Annotated in this window: 24 protein-coding genes, 2 tRNA genes, 1 pseudogene and 1 riboswitch; of the genes and pseudogenes, 8 read left to right on the top strand and 19 right to left on the bottom strand. The window is 68.5% G+C overall.

Features of this window, described 5'->3' with window-relative positions:
* Positions 1-410 precede the first annotated feature (410 nt).
* The 6 genes from ACWDX9_RS39825 to ACWDX9_RS39800 all read right to left on the bottom strand — a co-directional run bounded on the left by ACWDX9_RS39825 (position 411) and on the right by ACWDX9_RS39800 (position 8,576).
* The gene (locus ACWDX9_RS39825; protein WP_449963766.1) at positions 411-2,984 is read right to left on the bottom strand and encodes a valine--tRNA ligase; all 2,574 of its coding nucleotides are present in this window, start codon (positions 2,982-2,984) and stop codon (positions 411-413) included.
* 71 nt (positions 2,985-3,055) lie between these two features.
* Positions 3,056-4,339: an ATP-dependent Clp protease ATP-binding subunit ClpX gene (gene clpX, locus ACWDX9_RS39820; RefSeq protein ID WP_185067261.1), complete on the bottom strand. Its 1,284-nt coding sequence runs from the start codon at positions 4,337-4,339 to the stop codon at positions 3,056-3,058.
* A gap of 186 nt (positions 4,340-4,525) precedes the next feature.
* Positions 4,526-5,149: an ATP-dependent Clp protease proteolytic subunit gene (locus ACWDX9_RS39815; protein ID WP_192786903.1), complete on the bottom strand. Its 624-nt coding sequence runs from the start codon at positions 5,147-5,149 to the stop codon at positions 4,526-4,528.
* A 14-nt stretch (positions 5,150-5,163) separates the two neighbouring features.
* A complete protein-coding gene (locus ACWDX9_RS39810) occupies positions 5,164-5,796 on the bottom strand; it encodes a ClpP family protease (RefSeq protein ID WP_185078200.1) in 633 nt (210 codons plus the stop codon).
* Between the two features lie 321 nt (positions 5,797-6,117).
* Positions 6,118-7,509 carry a trigger factor gene (gene tig / locus ACWDX9_RS39805; RefSeq protein ID WP_449963763.1) on the bottom strand — a complete coding sequence of 464 codons (1,392 nt, stop codon included), beginning with the start codon at positions 7,507-7,509 and terminating at the stop codon, positions 6,118-6,120.
* A gap of 200 nt (positions 7,510-7,709) precedes the next feature.
* Positions 7,710-8,576 (bottom strand): helix-turn-helix domain-containing protein, encoded by an 867-nt coding sequence (locus ACWDX9_RS39800; RefSeq protein WP_357745426.1) that lies wholly within the window; start codon positions 8,574-8,576, stop codon positions 7,710-7,712.
* Between the two features lie 233 nt (positions 8,577-8,809).
* Between ACWDX9_RS39800 and ACWDX9_RS39795 the strand changes: the two genes are divergently transcribed.
* Positions 8,810-9,286: an ATP-binding protein gene (locus tag ACWDX9_RS39795; RefSeq protein WP_357745423.1), complete on the top strand. Its 477-nt coding sequence runs from the start codon at positions 8,810-8,812 to the stop codon at positions 9,284-9,286.
* Between the two features lie 12 nt (positions 9,287-9,298).
* Here the strand turns inward: ACWDX9_RS39795 and ACWDX9_RS39790 are convergent, their stop codons facing one another.
* The 4 genes from ACWDX9_RS39790 to ACWDX9_RS39775 all read right to left on the bottom strand — a co-directional run bounded on the left by ACWDX9_RS39790 (position 9,299) and on the right by ACWDX9_RS39775 (position 12,841).
* Entirely contained in the window at positions 9,299-9,799 is a 501-nt protein-coding gene (locus tag ACWDX9_RS39790; RefSeq protein ID WP_449963760.1) for a DinB family protein, read from the bottom strand.
* A 20-nt stretch (positions 9,800-9,819) separates the two neighbouring features.
* Positions 9,820-10,776 carry a coiled-coil domain-containing protein gene (locus ACWDX9_RS39785; protein WP_449963758.1) on the bottom strand — a complete coding sequence of 319 codons (957 nt, stop codon included), beginning with the start codon at positions 10,774-10,776 and terminating at the stop codon, positions 9,820-9,822.
* A 5-nt stretch (positions 10,777-10,781) separates the two neighbouring features.
* Positions 10,782-10,923, bottom strand: a riboswitch (cyclic di-AMP (ydaO/yuaA leader).
* A gap of 65 nt (positions 10,924-10,988) precedes the next feature.
* Complete coding sequence (gene galT / locus ACWDX9_RS39780) at positions 10,989-12,068, bottom strand: galactose-1-phosphate uridylyltransferase (RefSeq protein WP_449963756.1); 1,080 nt, start codon at positions 12,066-12,068, stop codon at positions 10,989-10,991.
* Positions 12,065-12,841 carry a DeoR/GlpR family DNA-binding transcription regulator gene (locus tag ACWDX9_RS39775; protein WP_350731483.1) on the bottom strand — a complete coding sequence of 259 codons (777 nt, stop codon included), beginning with the start codon at positions 12,839-12,841 and terminating at the stop codon, positions 12,065-12,067. Before ACWDX9_RS39775 ends, galT begins: the two co-directional genes overlap by 4 nt.
* Positions 12,842-12,986: 145 nt before the next feature.
* On the opposite strand from ACWDX9_RS39775, the gene ACWDX9_RS39770 reads away from it, so the two are divergent.
* Positions 12,987-13,064: a 50S ribosomal protein bL37 gene (locus ACWDX9_RS39770; RefSeq protein ID WP_376776135.1), complete on the top strand. Its 78-nt coding sequence runs from the start codon at positions 12,987-12,989 to the stop codon at positions 13,062-13,064.
* 35 nt (positions 13,065-13,099) lie between these two features.
* Here the strand turns inward: ACWDX9_RS39770 and ACWDX9_RS39765 are convergent, their stop codons facing one another.
* From ACWDX9_RS39765 to ACWDX9_RS39750, 4 genes are all read right to left on the bottom strand, one after another.
* Entirely contained in the window at positions 13,100-14,410 is a 1,311-nt protein-coding gene (locus ACWDX9_RS39765; protein WP_449963754.1) for a TrpB-like pyridoxal phosphate-dependent enzyme, read from the bottom strand.
* Between the two features lie 38 nt (positions 14,411-14,448).
* Entirely contained in the window at positions 14,449-15,075 is a 627-nt protein-coding gene (locus tag ACWDX9_RS39760) for a uridine kinase (RefSeq protein WP_449963751.1), read from the bottom strand.
* Between the two features lie 2 nt (positions 15,076-15,077).
* Positions 15,078-15,659, bottom strand: a complete 582-nt coding sequence (locus tag ACWDX9_RS39755; RefSeq protein WP_449963748.1) for a hypothetical protein — start codon at positions 15,657-15,659, stop codon at positions 15,078-15,080.
* A 255-nt stretch (positions 15,660-15,914) separates the two neighbouring features.
* A tRNA-Gly gene (locus ACWDX9_RS39750) sits at positions 15,915-15,988 on the bottom strand.
* An 89-nt stretch (positions 15,989-16,077) separates the two neighbouring features.
* On the opposite strand from ACWDX9_RS39750, the gene ACWDX9_RS39745 reads away from it, so the two are divergent.
* Positions 16,078-16,154: transfer RNA gene (locus ACWDX9_RS39745), tRNA-Pro, on the top strand.
* A gap of 50 nt (positions 16,155-16,204) precedes the next feature.
* Here ACWDX9_RS39745 and ACWDX9_RS39740 read toward each other — a convergent pair.
* Both ACWDX9_RS39740 and ACWDX9_RS39735 read right to left on the bottom strand, forming a co-directional pair.
* The gene (locus ACWDX9_RS39740) at positions 16,205-16,555 is read right to left on the bottom strand and encodes an MmcQ/YjbR family DNA-binding protein (protein ID WP_449963745.1); all 351 of its coding nucleotides are present in this window, start codon (positions 16,553-16,555) and stop codon (positions 16,205-16,207) included.
* Between the two features lie 10 nt (positions 16,556-16,565).
* Positions 16,566-17,870, bottom strand: a complete 1,305-nt coding sequence (locus ACWDX9_RS39735; protein WP_449963742.1) for a M50 family metallopeptidase — start codon at positions 17,868-17,870, stop codon at positions 16,566-16,568.
* A 156-nt stretch (positions 17,871-18,026) separates the two neighbouring features.
* On the opposite strand from ACWDX9_RS39735, the gene ACWDX9_RS39730 reads away from it, so the two are divergent.
* Entirely contained in the window at positions 18,027-18,623 is a 597-nt protein-coding gene (locus ACWDX9_RS39730) for a response regulator transcription factor (protein ID WP_350731497.1), read from the top strand.
* A gap of 117 nt (positions 18,624-18,740) precedes the next feature.
* On the opposite strand, the gene ACWDX9_RS39725 is transcribed toward ACWDX9_RS39730, so the two are convergent.
* Positions 18,741-19,856, bottom strand: coding sequence for a PP2C family protein-serine/threonine phosphatase (locus ACWDX9_RS39725; RefSeq protein ID WP_449963739.1), 1,116 nt, complete (start codon positions 19,854-19,856; stop codon positions 18,741-18,743).
* A gap of 118 nt (positions 19,857-19,974) precedes the next feature.
* Here ACWDX9_RS39725 and ACWDX9_RS39720 point away from each other — a divergent pair, with 118 nt between their 5' ends.
* Positions 19,975-21,204 (top strand): GNAT family N-acetyltransferase, encoded by a 1,230-nt coding sequence (locus ACWDX9_RS39720; RefSeq protein WP_449963736.1) that lies wholly within the window; start codon positions 19,975-19,977, stop codon positions 21,202-21,204.
* A 24-nt stretch (positions 21,205-21,228) separates the two neighbouring features.
* Positions 21,229-21,375 carry a hypothetical protein gene (locus ACWDX9_RS39715; protein ID WP_350731502.1) on the top strand — a complete coding sequence of 49 codons (147 nt, stop codon included), beginning with the start codon at positions 21,229-21,231 and terminating at the stop codon, positions 21,373-21,375.
* On the opposite strand, the gene ACWDX9_RS39710 is transcribed toward ACWDX9_RS39715, so the two are convergent.
* Complete coding sequence (locus ACWDX9_RS39710; RefSeq protein WP_449963733.1) at positions 21,372-21,839, bottom strand: ribose-5-phosphate isomerase; 468 nt, start codon at positions 21,837-21,839, stop codon at positions 21,372-21,374. The genes ACWDX9_RS39715 and ACWDX9_RS39710 overlap by 4 nt on opposite strands.
* 91 nt (positions 21,840-21,930) lie before the next feature.
* On the opposite strand from ACWDX9_RS39710, the gene def reads away from it, so the two are divergent.
* Positions 21,931-22,416, top strand: a complete 486-nt coding sequence (gene def / locus ACWDX9_RS39705; protein WP_192786922.1) for a peptide deformylase — start codon at positions 21,931-21,933, stop codon at positions 22,414-22,416.
* A gap of 9 nt (positions 22,417-22,425) precedes the next feature.
* Positions 22,426-23,157, top strand: a complete 732-nt coding sequence (locus tag ACWDX9_RS39700) for an SDR family oxidoreductase (protein ID WP_449963731.1) — start codon at positions 22,426-22,428, stop codon at positions 23,155-23,157.
* 45 nt (positions 23,158-23,202) lie between these two features.
* On the opposite strand, the pseudogene ACWDX9_RS39695 reads toward ACWDX9_RS39700, so the two are convergent.
* A pseudogene (locus ACWDX9_RS39695) lies at positions 23,203-23,297 on the bottom strand (nucleoside deaminase); the annotation flags it as partial.

Below are 23,297 nucleotides of genomic sequence, written 5' to 3'. Positions count from 1 at the left end.
CCAAGCAAATTTCCGTCAATTAATGACGGGGATATGCATGTGTATCTCATGCACTGGCTTTTAACACACTGTTGAGTTCTCAAGAAACGGACGCGAACATCCCCACCAAGATCTTGGTTAGACCCTAGTGCGGAGGCGCACATTTCATTTCCTTCAGTCTAGCAGATCCGGACGATCCTTGTCAAACCGCCCGATCCGGTAGCTTCCGGACTTGCCTCTCTTCGAGGCAACCCTGCTAACTTACTCCAACTTTCGGCGCTTGTCCAACCGTGCGGCTGGAACCGTCCGAAACCGGGGGTAGATCAGAAGGGGTGTCAGGGCAACCGCCCTACGTTGAAAACTGTAGCAGCCCCGACGGCGTCGAAGGTCCATCTTAGGTAACGAATGGACCTTCCCCGCGTTCGTATGGTTCAAACCCCGAGCCCGGCGAGCTGTGCCTCGAGCCGCGCGATGTCCGCGGCGGCCTGCTCGGCACGGCTCCTGACCTTGGTGACCACGTCTTCCGGCGCCTTGGCCATGAACTGCTCGTTACCCAGCTTGGCGGCCACCTGAGCGGCCTCCTTGCGGGCGACCGCCAGGTCCTTCTCCAGGCGCTTGCGCTCGGCCACGACGTCGATGGCGCCCGCGGTGTCGATCTCCACGGTCACCCCGCCCACCGTGAAGCTCGCCGTGGCGCTGAACGACTCCGCCGGCTCCGTGAGGCGCAGCAGCGACCGGATCGCGCTCTCCTGGCCGACGAGCGCAGTGCCCGCCAGCCCGAGCCGGGCGGCGACCTTCTGGCCCGGCTTGAGCCCTTGATCCGAGCGGAACCTGCGGACCTCCGTCACCAGCTCCTGCAACGCCCCGATCTCCGCCTCTGCCGCAGCGTCGGTGAAGCGGGCGTCGACCTCCGGCCACGGGGCCGCCACGATCGACTCACCGCCCGTCACGGCCCGCCAGAGCTCCTCGGTCACGAACGGCACGAGCGGATGCATCAGCCGCAGCAACGCGTCGAGCACGTGGCCGAGCACCAGCCGAGTGTGTTCGAGCCCTTCGCCGAGCTGGATCTTGGCCAGCTCCAGGTACCAGTCGCAGACCTCGTCCCACGCGAAGTGGTAGAGCAGGTCGGACGCCTTGGCGAACTCGTAGTCCTCGAAGGCCGCGTCGGCGGTCGCCACCACGGACTGCAGGCGCGACAGGATCCACCGGTCGGCCGCCGTCAGCTCGGCCCCTTCCAGCGATCCCACGGCCGCGCCGTTCATCAGGGCGAACCTGGTGGCGTTCCAGATCTTGTTGCAGAAGTTACGGGACCCGGCCGCCCACTCCTCGCTCACCGCGACGTCGGCGCCGGGGTTGGCCCCGCGCAGCAGGGTGAAGCGGGTGGCGTCGGCGCCGAAGCGTTCGATCCAGTCGAGCGGATCGACCACGTTGCCGAACGACTTGGACATCTTCTTGCCGTACTGGTCGCGGACCATGCCGTGCAGCGCGACCACGCGGAACGGCGGCTCGCCGTCCATGGCGTAGAGCCCGAACATCATCATCCTGGCCACCCAGAAGAACAGGATGTCGTATCCGGTGACCAGCACGGAGGTCGGGTAGAAGCGCTGCAGTTCGGGCGTCGTGTCCGGCCAGCCGAGCGTCGAGAACGGCCACAGCGCCGAGGAGAACCACGTGTCGAGCACGTCGGAGTCCTGCGTGTAGCCGGCGGGCGGCTCCTCGTCAGGGCCCACGCACACGACCTCGCCGTCCGGCCCGTACCAGACCGGAATGCGGTGCCCCCACCAGAGCTGCCGGGAGATGCACCAGTCGTGCATGTCGTCGACCCAGTCGAAGTAGCGCTTGGCCAGCTCCGGCGGGTGGATGCGGGTGCGGCCGTCGCGGACGGCGTCGCCCGCCTCCTTGGCCAGCGGCCCGACGTTGACGAACCACTGCAGCGACAGCCTGGGCTCGACCACGGTCTTGCAGCGCGAGCAGTGGCCGACCGAGTGGAGATAGGGGCGCTTCTCGGCGACGATGCGGCCCTCAGCGCGCAGCGCGGCGACGACGGCGGGCCTGGCCTCGAAGCGGTCGAGCCCCAGGAAGGGCCCGTGTGCGGTGATGACGCCGCGCTCGTCCATGACGGTGATCGACGGCAGGGAGTGACGCCGTCCGATCTCGAAGTCGTTGGGATCGTGGGCCGGGGTCACCTTGACCGCGCCGGTGCCGAAGGTGGGGTCGACGTGCTCGTCGGCGACCACGGGGATCATGCGCCCGGTGAGCGGCAGCTCCACCATCGTGCCGACCAGGTGCGCGTACCGCTCGTCAGAGGGGTGGACGGCCACGGCCGTGTCGCCGAGCATCGTCTCGGCGCGCGTGGTGGCCACCACGATCTCGTCGGAGTAGCGGATCGAGACCAGCTCGCCCTCGTCCTCGCTGTGCTCCACCTCGATGTCGGAGAGCGCGGTCAGGCAGCGCGGGCACCAGTTGATGATCCGCTCGGCGCGGTAGATCAGCCCGTCGTCGAACAGCTTCTTGAAGATCGTCTGCACGGCCCGGGAGAGCCCGGTGTCCATCGTGAACCGCTCGCGCGACCAGTCGACGCCGTCGCCGAGCTTGCGCATCTGACCGAGGATCCGGCCGCCGGACTCCTCCTTCCACTCCCAGACCCGCTCGACGAACGCCTCACGCCCGAGGTCGTGCCGCGACTTGCCCTCCTTGGCCAGCTCGCGCTCGACGACGTTCTGGGTGGCGATGCCGGCGTGGTCCATGCCCGGCAGCCAGAGGGTCTCGCGCCCCTGCATGCGGGCGCGCCGCGTCAGCGCGTCCTGGATGGAGTGGTCGAGCGCGTGGCCGATGTGCAGGACGCCCGTCACGTTGGGCGGGGGCAGGACGATGCTGTACGGCACGCGCGAGCTGCCCGGGTCGGCGGTGAAGTGCCCCTGGGATACCCAGCGCTCATAGCTCCGGGTCTCGACGTCGGCCGGGGTGTACTGGGTGGGCAGCTCTGGCGTTGTCACGGTGACCAATTCTAGGGAGGTGGGAAAGCAAAACGCCCCAGGGATCGACTCCGCCGGGGCGCTTGCCGTGGTTTATGGGATCAGGCCGACTTTTCCCGCGGCGTGCGCTGCTGCTTGGCGGCAAGCTGGTCGCGGGGTACGAGCGTCGGGATGGCGTGTTCGAGGACGGACTCGCGGGTGATGACGACGCGGGCCACGTCTTGGCGCGACGGCACTTCGTACATCACCGACTGGAGCACTTCCTCCAGGATCGCGCGCAGTCCGCGGGCGCCGGTGCCGCGCAGGATGGCCTGGTCGGCGATGGCCTCGAGGGCGCCGTCGGTGAACTCCAGCTCCACCCCGTCGAGCTCGAGCAGCTTGCGGTACTGCTTGACCAGCGCGTTGCGCGGCTCGGTGAGGATCTGGATGAGCGCCTCGCGGTCGAGGTTGTGCACCGAGGTGATGACGGGCAGACGCCCGACGAACTCGGGGATCATGCCGAACTTCAGCAGGTCCTCGGGCATCACGTCGCCGAAGATGTCGGCCGTGTCGACCTCTTCCTTCGAGCGGATGATGGCGTTGAAGCCGATGCCCTTCTTGCCGATGCGCGACTCGATGATCTTTTCCAGACCGGCGAACGCGCCGCCACAGATGAACAGCACGTTGGTGGTGTCGATCTGGATGAACTCCTGGTGCGGGTGCTTGCGGCCGCCCTGCGGGGGCACGCTCGCCGTGGTGCCCTCCAGGATCTTCAGCAGCGCCTGCTGCACTCCCTCACCGGAGACGTCGCGCGTGATCGACGGGTTTTCGCTCTTACGAGCGATCTTGTCGACCTCGTCGATGTAGATGATGCCGGTCTCGGCCTTCTTGACGTCGTAGTCGGCGGCCTGGATGAGCTTGAGGAGGATGTTCTCCACATCCTCGCCGACGTATCCCGCCTCGGTCAGCGCAGTGGCGTCGGCGATGGCGAACGGCACGTTGAGCATCTTCGCCAGGGTCTGCGCCAGCAGCGTCTTGCCCGAACCGGTCGGCCCGAGCAGCAGGATGTTGCTCTTGGCCAGCTCGAGGCCGTCGTCTCTGCCCCGGTCGCCCGACTGCACCCGCTTGTAGTGGTTGTAGACCGCCACCGAGAGGGCCTTCTTCGCCTTGTCCTGACCGATGACATAGGCGTCGAGGAACTCGTAGATCTCCCTCGGCTTGGGCAGGTTGTCCCACTTGAGCTCGGAGGACTCCGAGAGCTCCTCCTCGATGATCTCGTTGCAGAGATCGATGCACTCATCGCAGATGTAGACGCCTGGACCGGCAATGAGCTTCTTGACTTGCTTCTGACTCTTTCCACAGAAAGAGCACTTCAGCAGGTCTCCCCCGTCGCCGATGCGTGCCACCCCAGATACTCCTTTGCGTGGGACCGCCCTGCTCCTGCGAGAGCAGTGTCTCCGGACATCCTCCGGACTTGGCCGAACCGCTCAGGTTTCGACGTTACCGTCTTCTGGGCCCTCAGTGAGCCCCCTAGCGGCGAGTCGCACCGGAACGTGCCCTATTGGGCAGCGCTCCGGTGCGTCACGTCCCGTCTAGGAAGCCACGGCCTGAGCGCGCTTCTTCCTGGACGGGATGATGTCATCGATCAGACCATACGCCTTTGCCTCGTCCGCGTTGAGAATTTTGTCGCGTTCGATGTCCTTGCGGACTTGGGCGGCGGTCTTCCCGGAGTGCCTCGCCACGATGTCCTCGAGGAGGTTTCGCATGCGAAGGATCTCGCGGGCCTGGATCTCGATGTCGCTGCCCTGGCCGCCACCCTCGGTGGACGGCTGGTGGATCAGCACCCGGGCGTTGGGCAGCGCGAATCGCTTGCCCGGGGTGCCGCCGGCCAGCAGCACGGCCGCGGCCGAGGCTGCCTGGCCCAGGCAGACGGTCTGGATCTCCGGCCGGACGAACTGCATCGTGTCGTAGATCGCCGTCATGGCGGTGAAGGAGCCACCCGGCGAGTTGATGTAGATGCTGATGTCACGGTCGGGGTCGAGCGATTCCAGCGTCAGCAGCTGGGCCATCACGTCGTTGGCCGACGCGTCGTCGATCTGCACTCCGAGGAAGATGATGCGGTCCTCGAAGAGCTTGTTGTACGGGTTCATCTCCTTCACGCCATATGACGTGCGCTCGACGAAGGAGGGGAGAACGTAGCGGCTCTGGATGTTCACTTCTCTGCTCCCCCTTAGGAGACCGGGCCCTGTGAGGGCACCTGCCGCGCACTGCGGACCACGTGGTCGATGAAGCCGTAATCCTTGGCTTCCTCGGCCGTGAACCAGCGGTCGCGGTCGGAATCGGCCTCGATCTGCTCCAGCGGCTGGCCCGTGTGGTGGGCGATCCGCTCGGCCAGTGTCTTCTTCACATAGAGCATCTGCTCGGCCTGGATGGCGATGTCGGCCGCGGTGCCGCCGATGCCTCCGGACGGCTGGTGCATCATGACCCGGGCGTGGGGCAGGCCATATCGCTTGCCCTTGGTGCCCGCGGTGAGCAAGAACTGCCCCATCGAAGCGGCCATGCCCATCACAACCGTGGAAACGTCGTTCGGTACGTATTCCATCATGTCGTAGATGGCCATGCCAGCGCTCACCGAGCCACCCGGCGAGTTGATGTAGAGCGTGATGTCACGGTCGGGGTCGTCGGCCGCGAGCAGCAGGAGTTCGGCGCAGATGCGGTTGGCGATCTCGTCGTTGACCTCCTGCCCGAGCACGATGATGCGCTCCCGCAGCAGGCGCTGGTAAAGCTGGTCCTCAAGCCGGAAGGACGAGCCGTTCTCACGGCCTCGCGACTCAGGCTGATAGAAGGTCGGCGGGCTGGTCACAGCGTCACCTTCCGATGCGTCGTAATCGATTGGCTTTGCTTGTGACCTTAACGCGCGCCGCGCACAGCTCATGCCCGGTCCCCGTACTGTTCGCTGACGGCGCAGGTTCAGCACGCCCTCCTGCGGCGTGGCTCCCTGAAGAGCCGCGCACGGCCTGCAGGCCGCGGGTCCGGCACCTGGAGGCCCCCCGAAGCCCTCCGGGTGCCCACGAGCCTTCTGAGGGCCTTACACGGCCTGCACGCTTTCTTCGGGAGCTCCCCCGAAAAGGCCGAAGCCCCCGAACCGGACGGTTCGGGGGCTTCGGAAAGAGCGGGAAGGCGGTTACGCCTCGGGCTTCTCACCGGCGGGCTCGTCCTCGGCGGCGGCCTCTTCCCCCACGACCTCCTGGCCGTTGATCTCGGCGTAGATCGCCTTGAGGTCCACCTCGTTGCCCTCGGTGTCGACGACCTTGGCGGCGTCGCCGAGCACGGACTTGGCCTTGTCGCGCACGATCTCGACCATGGCCAGCGTGAGCTGGTCGTTGTCGGCGAGGTGCTTGGCCAGCTCGTTGGGCTGGACGCCCATCTCCATGGCGCGGCGCACGACGAAGTTGGTCAGCTCCTGCTCGGAGACGCCCAGCTCCTCGGCCTTGACGATCTTGTCGAGCACGAAGCCGACCTTGATCGCGCGGGCGGAGTTGGTGTCGAACTCGGCGAAGCGCTCCTCCTCCGTCGTCTGGTAGAGACGGAAGAAGGCGTCGCGGCTCAGGCCGCTCTCGGCGATCTGGTGGTCGAGGTTGTGCTTGCGGGCGTCGACCTCGGCCTTGAGCGCGCTGTCCGGCAGCGGGATGTCGATCTGCTCCAGCAGCGTGTCGAGGGCCTTCTCGCGGGACTGCACGACCTGGTCGATCAGCTTGTTGCGGCGGGCCTGCTCGCGGATGCTGGTCTTGAGCTCGTCGAGCGTGTCGAACTCGCTGGCGAGCTGGGCGAACTCGTCGTCGAGCTCGGGCAGGACCTTCTCCTTGACCGACTTGACGGTGATGATCACGTCGGCCTCGTCGCCGGCGTTCTCGCCGCCGACGAGCTCGGTCTTGAAGCTCTTCTCCTCGCCCGCGGACATGCCCTCGAGCGCGGCGTCGAGGCCCTGGAGCACGGAGCCGGCGCCGACCTCGTAGGAGACCTCGCTGGCCTGCTGCTCCTCGATGTTGTCGCCGTCGATCTCGGCGCGCAGGTCCATGACGACGAAATCGCCGTTGGCGGCCGCGCGCTCGACGCCGGTCAGCGTCGCGAAACGCTGGCGCAGGGAGTCGAGCTGGGCGTCGACGTCCTCGTCGGAGACCTCGGCGGAGTCGACCGTGACCTCGAGGCCCTGGTAGTCGGGCACCTCGAAGTTGGGCCGGATGTCGACCTCGGCGGTGAACTCGATCTGCTCGCCGTCCTCGATCTTCGTGACCTCGATGTCGGGCTGCGCGACCGGGAACACGTCGACCTCGTCGACGGCCTTGCCGTACAGCTTGGGCACCGCGTCGTTGAGGGTCTCCTCCAGCACTACCGCCCGGCCGAAGCGCTGCTCGATGATGCGGGCCGGAACCTTGCCAGGCCGGAACCCGGGGACGCGCACCTGCTGCGCGACCTTCTTGTACGCCGCATCCATGCTCGGGCGCAGCTCGTCGAACGGCACCTCGACAGTGAGCTTGACCCGGGTCGGGCTGAGCTCCTCGACAGCGGTCTTCACGGAATGGTCTCCTTGATCAAGCTACGAGTGATCGCGGGCGCGTCCATCGGTTACGGCACACGCGCCGCGCCCACATGTGCGGTGTTGGGCATGCTCCGCCACGGCGGGATCCAACGCCGATGGCCAGTCTAGGGCAGATGCGTACCCAACAACGACGTCCGCGCCGTCACAAGTCGCCCGCGATCATCCGTTACCGTCCGTCAGAACTCGTCCGCGATCGTCCGCAACAGCTCGACCGTCTCGTCCGGAGTGGTGCTCACGGCGCAGAGCCGCTCCATCACCTCGGTGTATCGGTCCACGTCTTCACGCTTGTCGAGGTAGAGCGCGCTCGCCAACTGCTCGACGTACACGACGTCGGGCAGATCGGTGTCGGGGAAGCGCAGGACGCTGAACGCCCCGCCTTCCGCGCTGTGCCCGCCGAAGCTGAACGGCATGATCTGAATGGTGATTTTGGCCTGGCGCATCAGGTCGATGAGGTGCTCGATCTGGGCCCGCATCACCTCGACGCCGCCGATGGGGCGTCGCAGGGCGGCCTCGTCGATCACGGCCCAGAACACTGGCCCGTCCGGCCTGTCGAACATCCGCTGGCGCTCCAGCCGGAGATCCACTCTTCTGGAGATCTCCTCGGCCCCGATTCCCGCCGATCCGGCGGTCACGACGGCCCTTGCGTACTCCTTGGTCTGCAGCAGTCCTGGCACGAACTGGACTTCGTAGGTCCTGATCCTGGCGGCGGCCTCTTCAAGGCCGACGTACGCCTGGAACCACGTGGGCAGGACATCGTTGAACCGGTGCCACCAACCAGGCTCGTTGGCGGTGGCGACCAGGTCGAGTACGGCGGAGCGGGCCTGCTTGTCGACGACCCCGTAGAGGGTCAGCAGGTCCGCCACGTCCCGTTCTTTGAACCCCACTCGGCCCAGCTCCATGCGGCTGATCTTGGATTCGGAGCCACGGATGAGATGGCCCGCCTCCTCACGAGTGACGTTCTTCGCTTCCCTGAGCTTGCGCAGCTGGGAGCCCAGGAGGATGCGCAGCGCCGTCGGTCCGGAACCCGGCTGGTTCTGCGTCACTTTGCCTCCTATCAAGGTCCGCACACACAGTGACACCACATTGCCGGGTATGACAAGGTCTCAACCCCGTGTCCGATTAGGAGAGTTATGCCCCAAAACGCCGCTTGCTACTGCACAATGCAAGTGCACGTGCATTTGGGTCTTGCAGGTGCAGCGATCGTGACCCATGATGGCTTAGTGCATATTGGGCCAAACATGCACTAAGTCGGACTGAACGGGGAGGTATCGGCAGCATGGTGGAGGATCCTCTGGCCACTGCCGATGCATTGCAGATCACCCGTGACGTGGGCTTCGACCACCTGCTCATGGGTGGCAAGCCGTACACGACCTCGTGCCCGTTGCCCTTTCAGGCCGACTCCGTGAAGACGGCCAGGGACGTGACCCGCTCGACCCTCAAGGGCTGGGGCCTGCACGAACTCAGCGACGACGCCGCGCTGGTGGTGTCGGAGCTCGTGACCAACGCTGTGCGCTACGCGATGTACGCGGCGGGACGGCGGGAGATCGAGCTCTTGCTGATGCGCGTACAGCCGCACGTGCTGCTGGCGGTGGCCGACCCCAGCGACGAGGTGCCGCGCCCCAAGGAACCGGACTTCATCTCGGAGAACGGGCGCGGCCTCTACATCGTCGAGACCTACAGTCAGTGCTGGGGCTGGGACCCGCTGGCTCGGGGCGGCAAGGCCGTGTGGGCGCTGTTCCGCACCGAGCCCTGATCATCGCTCTCGTTACTCTCCGGTCACCCCGTCGATGCGCTCGCGCAGCAGATCCGCGTGACCGTTGTGCCGCGCGTACTCCTCGATCATGTGGATGAGGATCCAGCGATGGGTGCACTCCTGCCCTCTGTGGTCACCGACGGCGTCCAGCGGCGTGGCGTCCGAGATGGCGCGGGCGCGCTCGATCTCCTCTTCCCACGTGAGGAAGGCCTCCTTGACCGAGGCGGCGTCCACTTCCTTGAAGTCGGCGTCGTTGTCGCGGTCCTTGTCCCACAGCTTGGGGAGGTCCTCGCCGTTCAGCACGCGGCGGAACCAGGAGCGTTCGACGTTCGCCATGTGCCGGACCAGGCCGAGCAGGGACATGGTCGAGGGTGAGACGGAGCGCAGGCGCAGCTGATCGTCCGACAGGCCCGCGCATTTGACGGCGAGGGTGCCGCGGTGCCATTCGAGCCAGTTGTTCAGCGTGGTCCGCTCGTCGCCGGTGAGAGCGGGCGGGATCCGGGTGTCAGTCATGATGTCCGACCTTATCCAGCTCAGTACATCGAGATGTGGACGTGGTCGTAGTGGTTCTCGGTGACGCTGCCGCGGTCCGACATGGCCCGCCAGCCCGAGCCCATGTTGATGCGCTGCTTCCAGATCACGTACTTGACGCCGAGCTTGCCCTTGTTCTTGAGCGCCCAATCCGCGATGCGGTCGCCCAGGGCGTTGTTGATGGCCGCGGGCATCGTGCCGCCGGTGCTCATCATGAAGTCGCAGGCCCGCCCGAGCGGGTGCTCGCCGCTGGAGCCCGAGCGGAAGCAGCCCACCGTGAACGGCAGCTTGAAGTTCTTGGCCAGCTCCGCCTTCATCAGCCGTGTACGGGCCGTGATGTTGTCCGAGCCCGAGGGCAGTTCCGGCGCCCAGCTCCCGTCGGACTTGCGGCCGGGACCGAGCGGCACGAGGTCCTGGAGCTTGCTCTTGATGTCGTCGATGATGTCCTCGGCCTCGGAACGCTGCTCGGTCACGTCCTTGGCGTCCACGCCGATCTGGGTGGCCAGCGCGGCGGCCTCGTCGGAGGCCTTCTTCTTGTCGTCGCGGGCCTTGGCCACCCCCTGGACGAGGGCCTGCTGCTCGGCCGTCAGCTGCTCGAGCAGGGCGGCGCCGCCGCCGTTCTGGACCATCAGGACGGAGGGCAGCGACGGGTCGTGGTTCTGGTAGCGCATCCTGGCGAGGTCGCCGACCCGCTGCTCGGCGGCGGCCAGCGTCTTCTCCGCGGCCGCCAGCCGCTCCTTGGCCGCCTTGGCGGCCGCCTGCGCCTTGGACAGCTCGACGCGCTTGAGGTTGTACTTCTCGATGAGCTTGTCGATCTTGCTGTTGAGCTGCTTGAGCTGGGCGCGGAGCTCGGTCTCCGAGGGCTTGGGGGCCGCCGAGGCCGCGGTCGCCGGCAGGAGGGCGACGGCTGCGGCGGCGACGAGGCCGATGGCAAGAGTCGCGGGGGACGGAGCCGCCACGTGGATGTTCCTCTCCCTCTGCCGGCCGGGTTAGCTGACGGGTTCGGGCTGGGAGCTGCGTGCCCTACCACCGAAGTGGATTCACCCCAGGTGCGGGTGGGTCCCCGGCTCCCGGGCGACTCGCCCGGGATTAGGCGTGTGCCTGCTGTTACGGCCAGGCACAAAAGGGATATTAGTGGTAGATCACGAGTAACGCGACCCCCATTAGAAATCTAATAGTGATCTACCTGTGATCGAATCATCCTAGCGGCCTCCTCCGGCAGCACGTCGTTCACGAACGCCCCCATCGCGGACTCCGACCCGGCCAGGTACTTGAGCTTGCCCGGCGCCCGCCTGATGCTGAACAGCTCCAGGTGCAGATAGCCGAGCTCGCGGTCCTGCCGCACGGGCGCCTGGTGCCAGGCCGAGATGTACGGCATCACCACGCCGAACAGGTCGTCGAAGGCCCGCAGCACCGAGGTGTAGAGGGGCGCGAACGCCGACCGCTCCTCCTCCGTCAGCGCGGCCAGATCGGGCACCTGCCGGTGCGGGTAGATGTGCACCTCGTACGGCCACCGCGCGGCGGCCGGCACGAACGCCGTCCACAGCTCGTTGGAGGCCACCACGCGCGTCCCGGCGGCCCGCTCGGCGGCCAGCACGTCGGCGAACAGGTTCCCCTTCGTGTAGCGCCTGGCGGCGGCGAGCTGGAGCCTGGTCCTGGGCGTGACGTACGGGTAGGCGTAGATCTGGCCGTGCGGGTGGGCCAGCGTGATGCCGATCTCCTCGCCCCGGTTCTCGAAGCAGAACACCTGCTCCACGCCCTCGATCCCGGACAGCTCGGCCGTCCGGTCGGCCCACGCCTCCATGACCAGCTCCACCTGGCCGTCGGAGAGCTGGGAGAACGACGACGAATGCTCAGAGGTGAAGCAGACCACCTCGCACCGCCCCACTCCCGGCCGGACCTCACTCAGGCCCCCCACGTCTGTATAAGTCCCGAAATTGGTGGAGAAGGAGGGGAATCGGTTCTCGAACACCACCACGTCGTAGTCGTACGCCGGGATCTCCGACGAGCGCGTGTCCGACGACGGGCACAGCGGGCACTCGTTCGCCGAGCCGGTCGGCTGGAACGTGCGCGTCTGCCGGTGCCCCGCCATCGCGATCCACTCCTCGGTCAGCGGGTCGTAGCGCAGCTCGGAGGCCACCGGCCGGGGGTCGAGCACCCGCCGGTCGATCGCGCTCCGGTCGGCGTCGTCCCGCTGATCGAAGTAGATCAGCTCACGGCCGTCGGCCAGATGGGTGATGGTGCGCTTCACGAGCCCTCCGCGATGATCAGTTCTCCGGCCCGTTCGGCCAGCTCCATGCGTGCGTCCTCAGGCAGCCCCGCGTCGCTGACGACCACGTCGGCCTCGGTCAGCTCGGCGATGGTGCTGATGCCGACCGTGTTCCACTTCGTGTGGTCGGCGGGGATGACCAGCCGGTTGGCGGCCGCCACCAGCTCCCTGTCGGTCTCCGATTCCAGCAGGTTGGGGGTGGTGAACCCGGCCCGCACGCTCATCCCGTGCACGCCGAGGAACAGCGTGTCCACGTGCAGGCGGCGGATCGCGGCCACGGCCACCGGGCCCACCAGCGCGTCGGACGGCGTGCGCACGCCGCCGGTCAGCACGACCGTGCGGTCGGAACGCGGGTTGCGGTGGAAGACCTCGGCGACGGGGATCGAATTGGTGATCACCGTCAGCTCGGGGACGGCGATCAGGTGGCGGGCCAGCGCCCACGTGGTGGTGCCCGCCGAGAGCGCCACGGCCGTGCCAGGCCGGACGAGGCCGGCCGCGCGGCGCGCGATGGCCTCCTTCTCCTGCTGCTGGCGGGCCGACTTGGCGGTGAAGCCCGGCTCCTCGGTGGAGCCGGGGCCGAGGGCGGTGGCACCGCCGTGCACCTTCTCCAGCAACCCGCGCTCGGCCAGCACCTCGAGGTCCCGACGGATGGTCATGTCGGATACGCCCAGCTCGCGGACCAGGTCCGCGACCCGGACGCCGCCGTTGCTGCGCACGCGTTCGAGGATCGTCTGCTGACGCTGCTGTGCGAGCACGCCCGCTCCTTCCAACAGATTCCACCAAATTATGACACGGAATTGTTGGGGAATGTTAGTTCGCGTGCTGCGCTTGCGCTGGTCAGCACGGGCGGGGAGGCTCGTGGCGTAGCCGATCATCGGCCCGATCACCGGAGGCGAGCTTATGGCCAGGCGCTCACGCAAGGGCAAGGCACGCAAGAAGAAGAAGGCGAACCACGGCAAGCGCCCCACGGCGCGTTGACCGGGTGGCCGCCTCTTCCGGCGGCCACCCCGCTTTCAGCCCGGCAGCTCGGTCAGGGCCTGCTCGATGCGGTCCTGCGGCAGCGTGTAGTCCTCCAGGTGCCCGGCCAGGTAGCGGTCGTACGCGCCCAGGTCGAAGTGGCCGTGGCCGCAGAGCGCGGTCAGGATCACCTTCTCCTCGCCGCTCTCCTTGCACCGCAGGGCCTCGGCGATCGTCTCCGCGAGCGCGTGCGTGGGCTCCGGGGCGGGCACGATGCCCTCGGTCCTGGCGAAGCGGACACCGGCCTCGAAACACTCGCTCTGGGCGCGGGTGACCGCCTCGAACAGGCCCAGCTCGTACATGTGCGACAGCAGCGGCGACATGCCGTGGTAGCGCAGGCCGCCCGCGTGGATCGGGTCGGGGATGAACGCGTGCCCCAGCGTGTGCATCTTGAGCAGCGGCGTGAGGCCCGCGGTGTCGCCGAAGTCGTAGGCGTACACGCCGCGCGTGAACGACGGGCAGGCGGCCGGCTCGACCGCCCTGAACACGGTCCGTATCCGCCCGGCCAGCTTCTCGCGCAGGAACGGGAAGGTGAGGCCGGCGAAGTTCGAGCCGCCGCCGGTGCAGCCGATGACCAGGTCCGGCATCTCGGGCAGCTGTTCCAGCGCCTCCTCGCCGATCACGGTCTGGTGCAGGAGCACGTGGTTGAGTACCGACCCGAGCGCGTACCGGGCGTCGGGTGTGGCGGCGGCCACCTCGACGGCCTCGCTGATCGCGATGCCCAGGCTGCCGGGCGAGTCCGGGTCGTCCGCCAGCACCTTGCTGCCCGAGCCGGTGACGGGTGACGGGCTGGCGTGGACGGTGGCGCCGTACACCTGCATGAGAGAGCGGCGGTACGGCTTCTGGTCGTACGAGGCCCGCACCATCCAAATCTGGCATTCGAGGTCGAACTGGGAGCAGGCGAACGCCAGGGCCGACCCCCACTGCCCGGCCCCCGTCTCGGTGGTCAGCAGCCGCACCCCTTCGCGGGCGTTGTAGTACGCCTGGGGCACGGCCGTGTTCGCCTTGTGCGACCCGGCGGGCGAGACCCCCTCGTACTTGTAGTAGATCCTGGCCGGCGTATCGAGGGCCTTCTCGAGCCGGCGCGCCCGGATCAGCGGCGTCGGCCGCCAGAGCCGGTAGACGTCGAGCACTTCTCGCGGGATCGGGACGAACCGCTCACCGCTCACCTCCTGGCCGATCAGCTCCATCGGGAAGAGCGGCGCCAGGTCGTCGGGCCCCACGGGCTCGCGCGTCGCCGGGTGCAGCGGCGGCGGAGGCGGGGCGGGCAGGTCGGGAACGATGTTGTACCACTGGCTGGGGATCATCGCCCCAGTCTGCGCCGCTCACGTTCCGTGTTCCAGCATCACGCTTCGCGGGTCATGACGGCGAGTCTGCGGGGATGATCGGCCCTGACCACGACGTCGGCCGCCCGCTGGGGGCGGGCCTCACGCTCGTACCGCTCGTACGCGGGCAGCCGCCACCGCTCGTCCTCGGGCGTCCCGCGCTCCAGCGCCCCCGCCGACAGCCACACGTGCACGCTCACCTCGAACGCCAGCCCCCGTCCCAGCAGCAGCGTCCCGTCCACGATCAGCACGCCGCCCGGGGGCAGCTCCTCGTACGGCACCCGGTACGCCCGGTCGACGCGGCTGTCCCAGAGCCGCGGCAGCACCCGCCCCGAGCCGCCCTCGTCCAAGGGCTCCAGCACTTCCCTCCGGAGCGCCTTGACGTCGAGCCAGTCCTCGTAGAAGGCGTCCGGATCGGTCCTGCCGTGCTCCAGCCGCAGGGACGCGGGCCGCAGGAAGTCGTCCGCCGACACGCGCAGCACGGGCCGCCCGCGCAACCGGAGCGGGGCGACGAGCTCGTCCGCCAGCGTCCCGGGACGCGCCGCCGCCGCCCCGTCCACGGCCATCCGCACCCACCCCGGCCGTCCGGCGACCCGTTCGGCCAGCTCCTCGACGAGGCCGTCACGGGAGATCGCTCGCGCGCGCATGCCTACGATCGCAGGCCCGCCACGAACCGGTCCATCTCCGCGGTCACGTCCCTGAGGATCTCGACCGATCGGACCGGGTCCTCGAATGCCTCCAAGGCGTGATCGGCGCCGGGGACCTCCAGGTACGGGTGGCCCAGCCCACGCGCGACCTCCCCGTCCCAGAGCTTGTCGGCGCTCCCGCCCACCAGCAGCGTGGGCGCCCCGGTGCGGCGCAGCGCCTCGACGACGGCCTCATGCCTGAGCAGCGGGGTGAGCCAGATCGCGGGCAGCCCCCGCTCGGCGGCCAGCGGGGCGGCGAACGTGCCGAGCGACTTGCCGACCAGGAGCAGGCGCTCGGCCCGCTCACCGTCGAGGGCCTGCCGGGCCTGCTCCATGACCCAGCCGGCCGGCTCCCCCGCGTCCTGGGTCGCCGGCGACTGCCACCAGACCTCCCGCACGGACCAGCCGTGCCGCCTGAGGACCGCGCCGGCGAAGTGGAGGAGGGGACGGGCCGGCACGTAGCCCCTTCCGGGAAGCAGCACGGCCACCCGATCAGGATCGCCGTCGTGCCGCGTCGCAGCTCCGAAGATCCTTTCTGGCACCATCCCCCAAGGATAGGCACATCGGCGAAGGCCCGGTCGGCCTCAGGTCCTCACCTGCGCATCCAGCGGTGGACGGATATCCGGTGCCGAGCTCGCCCACTGTCTCGCCACACACGGACACCGGCAGTTCGAAGACTCCCGGGGCGATGCCCTTCGCGTGAAGAGCGCCCACGTACCGACTTCATCTCGGCGGACGCAACTTCGTGAAAGAACTCGAAAGGCCAGGCCGCTTACTCGCCGACCTGGCCTTTCGCCGTCTGGAGCGGACGACGGGAATCGAACCCGCGTAGCTAGTTTGGAAGACTAGGGCTCTACCATTGAGCTACGTCCGCGCGAACCGGTCGAACTCTGGTCTAGACTTCATCCGGTCGTTAGGGCGTAAGCGTACCGGAGTCCCGGAGCGCGTGCGCACTCGGCGAGGCGGGGCGTGGCGCAGCTTGGCAGCGCGCTTGCTTTGGGAGCAAGAAGTCGCAGGTTCAAATCCTGTCGCCCCGACCAGATCGAAGGCCACCTCCACCACGGAGGTGGCCTTCGGCGTTTCACGCCGGTCAGGGCATGCGGGCGATCAGCGACTTCGGGGCGATCCGGCGGTAGGCGTCGGCGACGATCTCCGCGACCTCCGTCCAGTCCACCTCCACGTCCAGGTAGACCCCCAGCCACCCCCGGTGCCCCACGTACGGCGGGCGGAAGAAGCGGTCCGGGTCCTCGGCCACCAGTTCCCCCTGCACCCCGGGAGGCGCGGCGCACCAGAAGGCGAGCCGGTCGTCGTGGTGGTGGTCGGCGAACATCACGAACGTCTTCTTCCCACGGACGAACCAGGTCGGCTCCCCGTGGCTGGGTCGTTCGGTGACCTCCGGCAGCGCGAGGCAGAGGGCGCGCAGCCGTTCCAGGGCGTCCATGGCGGGGGCGTCAGCCGGTCAGCGTGAGCGGGTTGACCAGGTCGGCGTAGACCAGCAGGCCGGCCATGATCATCATGGCGAACGCGATCACGTACGTCAGCGGCAGCACCTTGGCGATGTCCACGTAAGCCGGCTCCGGCCGGCGCATGACCTTGGCGTACGCCCGCTTGATGCCCTCCCACAGCCCGCCGGCGATGTGGCCGCCGTCGAGCGGCAGCAGCGGGATGAGGTTGAACATGCCGATCGCCAGGTTGAACCCGGCCAGCAGGTTGACGAAGAAGGCGATCTTGTTCGTGTTGGACAGGTCGGAGGCGAGGATCTCGCCGCCCATGCGGCCCGCGCCGACCACGCCCACCGGGCCCTCGGGGTCGCGCGCCTCGCCGGAGAAGGCCGCCTGCCAGACGCCGACCATCTTCTGCGGCAGGTTGACGATCGAGCCCGCCACCCGGCCCATCAGCTCGCCCATGTAGCCGGGCACTTGGCCCATACTCTGCTGCTGCATGACCTCCGTGGGCCGGACACCCAGGAAGCCGACGTTCTTGTCGATCTTCTTCGGGTCCTCCGGGTTGGGCCGGTCCTGGGCGATGAGCGTGACATTGAGGGTCATGGGCTTGCCGTCGCGGACGATGCCGAGCGCGACCGGGCCGGCGCCGTGCGAGCGGATCAGGCGGGTGGCGTCGTCCCAGGAGCCGATCTTCTGGCCGTCGAAGGAGACCATGCGGTCGCCGGCCTTCAAGCCCGCCTGGGCGGCCGGGGTGGGCTTGTCGGTGGGCTTGCACGTGTTGCGGTGCTCCGAGATCGGGATCACGCATGTGTCGGTCTCGGGCGACACGATCGGGGCCAAGGTGGGCAGGCCGATGCCGACCAGCAGGACGCTGAAGAAGACGAACGCGAGCACGAAGTTCATCGCCGGGCCGCCGGACATGATGATGACCTTCTGCCACCACTTCTTCCGGTAGAAGACCCGCTCCTCGTCGCCGGGGCGCACCTCCTCCTGCGCCGCTTCGCGGGCGGAGTCGATGAGGCCCTGGAACGGCCCCGTCGAGGCGCTCCTGAGCTTGGTCGGGTCGTCACCGGGGCGCGGCGGCAGCATGCCGATCATGCGGATGTAGCCGCCGAACGGGATCCACTTGATGCCGTACTCGGTCTCGCCCTTGCGCCGTGACCAGGCGGTCGAGCCGAAGCCGACCATGTACTGGGTCACCTTGACGCCAAAGATCTTGGCCGGCACGAGATGTCCGATCTCGTGCAACGCGATGGAGAACATCAGCCCGAGGAGAAAGAGGATGATCCCCACGATGTAGAGCCAGTTCATCTATGCGCGCTCCGTAGCCGACGACAGGGGTGGACGAACCGTCCGACAGCCCCAGGGTAGTCGAACAACCCCCGCTCCACGGCTTGCGTGCCATTTAGAGAGGATTGACAGTCCGCTATCAAACAATCACTCTGGGTGACGACGGAGGGGGTCGACTTGATTCAGATTCTGATAGCCGAGCACCTGCCCTTGGTCCGCCGCGGACTGCTCGCCACCCTGGAGGCCGAGCCTGATCTGCGCGTCGTCGCCGAGGTCGGTTGCCCCGAGGCGGCGGTGCGGGCGGCGCTGGCGTACGGGCCCGACGTGGCGGTCGTCGACCTCGACCTGCCGGGGCTGCCGGTGGCCGTCCAGCTCGCCGAGCTGGCGCCGCGCTGCGGGGTGCTGATGCTGTCGGCCCGCCCCAACCCCGGGCAGGTGCGCAAGGCGCTGGCGGGGCCCGCGCTGGGGTTCATGAGCCTGTGCGTGGGGCCTGAGCGCCTCGCCGAGGGAGTGCGCCAGGTCGCGGAGGGCGGCCGGGCCATCGAGGCGGAGCTGGCCGTGGCCGCGCTCCAATGCGCGACGAACCCGCTGACCCGGCGGGAGCTCGACGTGCTGCGGATCGCCGCGGGCGGCGCGCGTTCCACGGAGATCGCCGACCAGCTCTTCCTGTCGGTGGGCACTGTGCGTAACCATCTGTCGCGGATCATGTGCAAGACGGGCGCCCGCAACCGTCTCGACGCCGTACGCATCGCGAGCGACTCCGGGTGGATCTGAGACGGGTCCGGTGGAGCCGCGCCGCTCCCCCGGGCCCGAACCCCTAGAGGATCTCAGCAGCGCGAGGACGCCGCCAGTGAGCACGATCACGACCGCCCCGTGTGAAACGTCACCGGCCTAGGGCCGCCAGATCAGCACCAGCGCGCAGTCGTCGTTGTGGCCCGAGGACATGGCGTTGACCAGGGCCCTGGCGCCGTCGCGGAAGCCGGACGGCAGCAGCCGCTCCGCCTCCCCGAGCAGCCGGTCGAGCCCGGCGTCGATGTCGCGGCCCGGCTGCTCGATCAGCCCGTCGGTGTAGAGCAGCAGCGCGTCACCCTTGCGCAGGGTGCCGCTGTCGGGCTCGCAGTGCAGGTCGGGGACGACGCCGAGCACCACGCCCTTGGCCGTGGCCACCTGCCAGTTTCCGGTGCCTGCGTCGAACTTCACCACCGGTGGATGGCCGGCCGAGGTGATCGTGTAGTCGCCGGTGTCGAGGTCGAGGCGTACGTGCACCGCGGTCACGAAGCCCTCGTCGCCCCGCTGCCGGTGCAGGTAGGTGTTGCACGCGGGCAGGAAGTCCTCGACCGAGCCGAGCAGCCCGCCGAACGTGCCCGACAGCAGCAGCGCCCTGGTGCCCGCGTCGACCCCCTTGCCCGACACGTCGACCAGCGCGATCTCGACGGAGTTGCCGTCGCGCATGGAGACCAGGAAGTCACCGCCGAACGAGGAGCCGCCCGCCTGCTTGAGCACGACCTTGCCGCCCCAGTCCTTCGGCAGCGCGGGCAGCTCGCCCTGGCTCCTGAGCCGGTCGCGCAGCTCCAGCAGCATCGCGTCGCCGCGCAGCCCCTGGACGCCCAGCGTGCCCCTGGTGCGCGCCATGAGCACGGCCAGCACAGTGGTGAACCCGATCGTCACCATGAGCCCCAGCCCGACGCGGCCCACGCCCAGCGTGATCGCGATGTAGCCGAGCGCGGCCCCGACCCCCACCAGCAGCTTGACCAGGCTGCGCAGCCGGAGCTGGAGCCCGCCGATCAGGGTGACCAGGATGAGCAGCGACGGCGAGAAGAACTCGGTCGAAACCTTCGCCGCCAGGAACCCGATGACGAGCGCGAGCGTGGTCAGCGCGACGAGCAGGTTGCGGTCGCGGGCCAGCGGGCCACGCCGGACGAACCGCACGGCAGCCACCAGAAACGGCACCCGCACCAAGACCGCGCGGACCCGTGGCGGGATCAGCGGCGCCGGACGGGTACTCATGATGGGCCTGACTGTATCGGTCTGACCCGTGTTTGGGCAGCCCACTTGACCAAGGCCTTGATCATTAAGCACGTATATTGGGTGGCCGTCCCCCTTTGCCCGCTCCTACCGTGGACAGATGACGTATCCGATCCGTCCGATTGACGAGTCCGAGTGGCCGGTCTATTTCCCGGTCCTCGAAGAAGCGTTCGGCTGGACTCCGCACCCCCAGCAACAGGAACGGTTCAAGGCGGAGACCGAGTTCGATCGCACGCTGGCGGCCTTTGACGGCGATGTCATCGTCGGTACCACCGCCGTCCTGAGCTTCACCATGACCGTCCCCGGCGGCCGGCTCCCCGTCGCGGGCGTGACGAGCGTCAGCGTGCTCCCCTCGCACCGCCGCCGCGGCATCCTGTCCGCGCTGATGCGCAGGCAGCTCGCCGACATCCGCGATCGTGGCGAGAGCGTCGCCGCGCTCTACGCCTCCGAGGCGGCCATCTACGGCCGGTACGGATACGGCAGGGCCGCGCACGAGCTGTCGTTCCGCATCAACAAGGCCGGCTCCGCGTTCGTCGGGAACGCCCCCGTGGACCCGTCGCTCAGGCTCAGGGTGGCCACGCCCGCCGACGTCCGCGCCGAGCTGGAGCAGGTGTTCGCCTCCGTCGCGACCCGCCGCCCGGGTCGCTATGACCGCCAGTCGCACAGCTGGGACGCGGTGCTGGCCGACGAGGAGTTCGACCAGCGCGGCGACGGGCCGCTGCGCTCGGTGCTCGCCGAGGACGACGACGGCGTGCGCGGCTACGCGCTGTTCCGGATCACCGGGTCCTGGGACGCCAACGGCGTACCGGACAAGGGGCTGAAGCTGCAGGAGCTGGAGGCGACCGACCCGGCGGCCTACGCCCTGCTCTGGCGCAACATCCTCGACCGCGACCTCGTCTCCAAGATCGAGGCGGGCGGCAGGCCGGTGGACGACCCGCTGATCGCGCTGATCGCCGACCAGCGCCAGCTCCGCGCGACCTGGGCGGACGATCTGTGGGTACGCGTGGTCGAGGTCGACAAGGCGCTCGCCTCGCGCGCCTACTCGGCGCCGGTGGACGTGGTGATCGAGGTCGAGGACGACGTGTGCCCGTGGAACGCCGGGCGCTGGCGGCTCACCGCCGACCCGACCGGCGCCGAGTGCAAACAGGTCGAGGACGAGCCGGACGTGACGCTGCCGGTGGCCGCGCTGGGCTCGGCCTACATGGGCGACGGCCTGCTCGTGGAGTCGCTGGAGGCGGGCCTGCTGCGCGAGCACTCAAGCGGCTCGGTACGCGCGCTGGCCACCGCGATGTCGTGGAGCCCGAAACCGTGGTGCGGCCTCGTCTTCTGATGAGCCTGGCGTAAGGTCGAAGGCATGGCATTGCAGAGCCTGCAGATCACCGCGACCATCGCCATGCGTGCCCGCGACGTGTCGAAACCGTCGAAGGAGCAGCAGGAGGCCGCCGACCGGCGGCCTCTGCGCGACGAGATGCCCAAACGCGACGTCAAGCGCAAGGGCTAGGGCAGCGAGGGCAGCTGGCCGATCGTCTCGTACGTGGTCAGCTGCGCGATGCGCCTGCTGTGGCGCTCGCTGCCGGTGAACACCGTGGTCAGGAAGACCTCCACGAACCTGGTGGCGTCCTCCGTGGAGTGCATGCGCGCGCCCACGCTGACCACGTTGGCGTTGTTGTGCTCGCGGGCCAGGCCGGCCGTCTCCTCACTCCAGGCGAGAGCGGCGCGGATGCCGCGTACCTTGTTGGCGGCGATCTGCTCGCCGTTGCCCGAGCCTCCGATGACCACCCCCAGGCTGCCGGGGTCGCCCGCGACGCCCTCGGCCGCGCGCAGCACGAACGCGGGATAGTCGTCCTCGGGGTCGTAGACGAAGGGACCGCAGTCGGTGACCTCGTGACCGTGGTCTTTCAGCCAGGACACGAGGTGGTTCTTGAGCTCATAGCCGGCATGGTCGGCACCGATGTAGACACGCACCCGCCCAGTCTTCCACAGCCCCCGCGAATGAGCCTCGCTGGCTAGAGTAAGGACCTCTACCGTTGTCCAGTCCTTACGAAAGTAGATGTCCATGCGTGAGATCCGCGTCATCGGCGATCCGGTCCTGCGCACGCCCGCCGATCCCGTGACGGATTTCGACCGCGAGCTGCGCCGGCTGATCGACGAGATGTTCCAGGCGATGTACGCGGTCAACGGCGTGGGCCTGGCCGGCCCGCAGATCGGCGTGTCGCGCCGGCTGTTCGTGTACGACATCGCCGGGCGCAAGGGTCACGTGCTCAACCCGGTGCTGACCGTCGACGACCCGGAGGAGGTGACGGACGAGGAGGGCTGCCTGTCCGTGCCCGACCGGCAGACGCGGCTGCCGATCTACGCCCCGGTGGCGCGGGCCGCGGGCGTGACCGTCGAGGGGATCGACAGGCTCCAGCGTCCGGTACGGATCAAGGCCCGCGGGTCGCTCGCGCGCTGCTTCCAGCACGAGACCGAGCACCTCGACGGCAAGCTGTACGTCGATCGCCTGCCGCGAAACGAAGCCCGCAAGATCATGCTCCGAGCATAGGTTGGGCGCATGAGCATACTTTCCGGGAAAGGCGCGTTGGTCACAGGAGGATCCAGGGGAATCGGCAAGGCCATCGTGGAGCGGCTGACCGCCGACGGGGCAGAGGTCGTCTTCTGCTACGAGCGCTCGACCGAGGCAGCGGAGCAGGTCGCCAAGGAGACGGGCGCGCACGCCGTACAGGCCGATCTGGGCAGCAAGGAGGATCTGGCGCGGCTGTTCGACGAGGCCGGGTCGCGGCTGCCCGGGCTCGACATCCTGGTCAACAACGCCGCCGCCGTGCTCGGGCAGAAGCCGATGGCGGAGATCACGGACGAGGAGTACGAGCGGGTGTTCGCGGTCAACACCCGCTCGGTCTACCTGGCCATGCAGTGGGCCGCGCGGGTGATGCGCGACGGCGGGCGCATCATCAACATCTCCACGCTCAACACGCAGGTGCCCGCTCCCGCCCTGACGCTCTACTGCGGCAGCAAGGGGGCCGTCGAGCAGTTCGCCAAGGTGGCGGCGCGGGAGCTGGGCGGGCGCGGGATCACCGTCAACGTGGTCTCGTCCGGCGCCACCGACACGGACATGCTGCGGGGCGCCAACCCGCCGGAGGCGCTGGAGCAGACGGCGGCGATGACGGCGCTGCGACGGCTCGGGCAGCCCGGCGACATCGCCTCCGTGGTCGCCTTCCTGGCGGGGCCCGACTCGCGCTGGATCACCGGCCAGAACCTGAACGCCACGGGCGGCCTGATCGTCTGACCCACCCCCTTCCCGCCGGCGCCGCCCCTCACCCACGCAACCCGGGACCTCGGGCCGATGGTTGAGCCGGCGGTCGCGTACGACGTCCCAGAGCGAGCCCACGGCCCCGCCCTTCTCGTCCACCGCGCCGTACACGATCC

This window comes from Nonomuraea sp. NPDC003201 (assembly GCF_053590415.1).
Note: the sequence above shows the minus strand (reverse complement) of the source record. Positions and strands in the feature narration are given on the sequence as shown.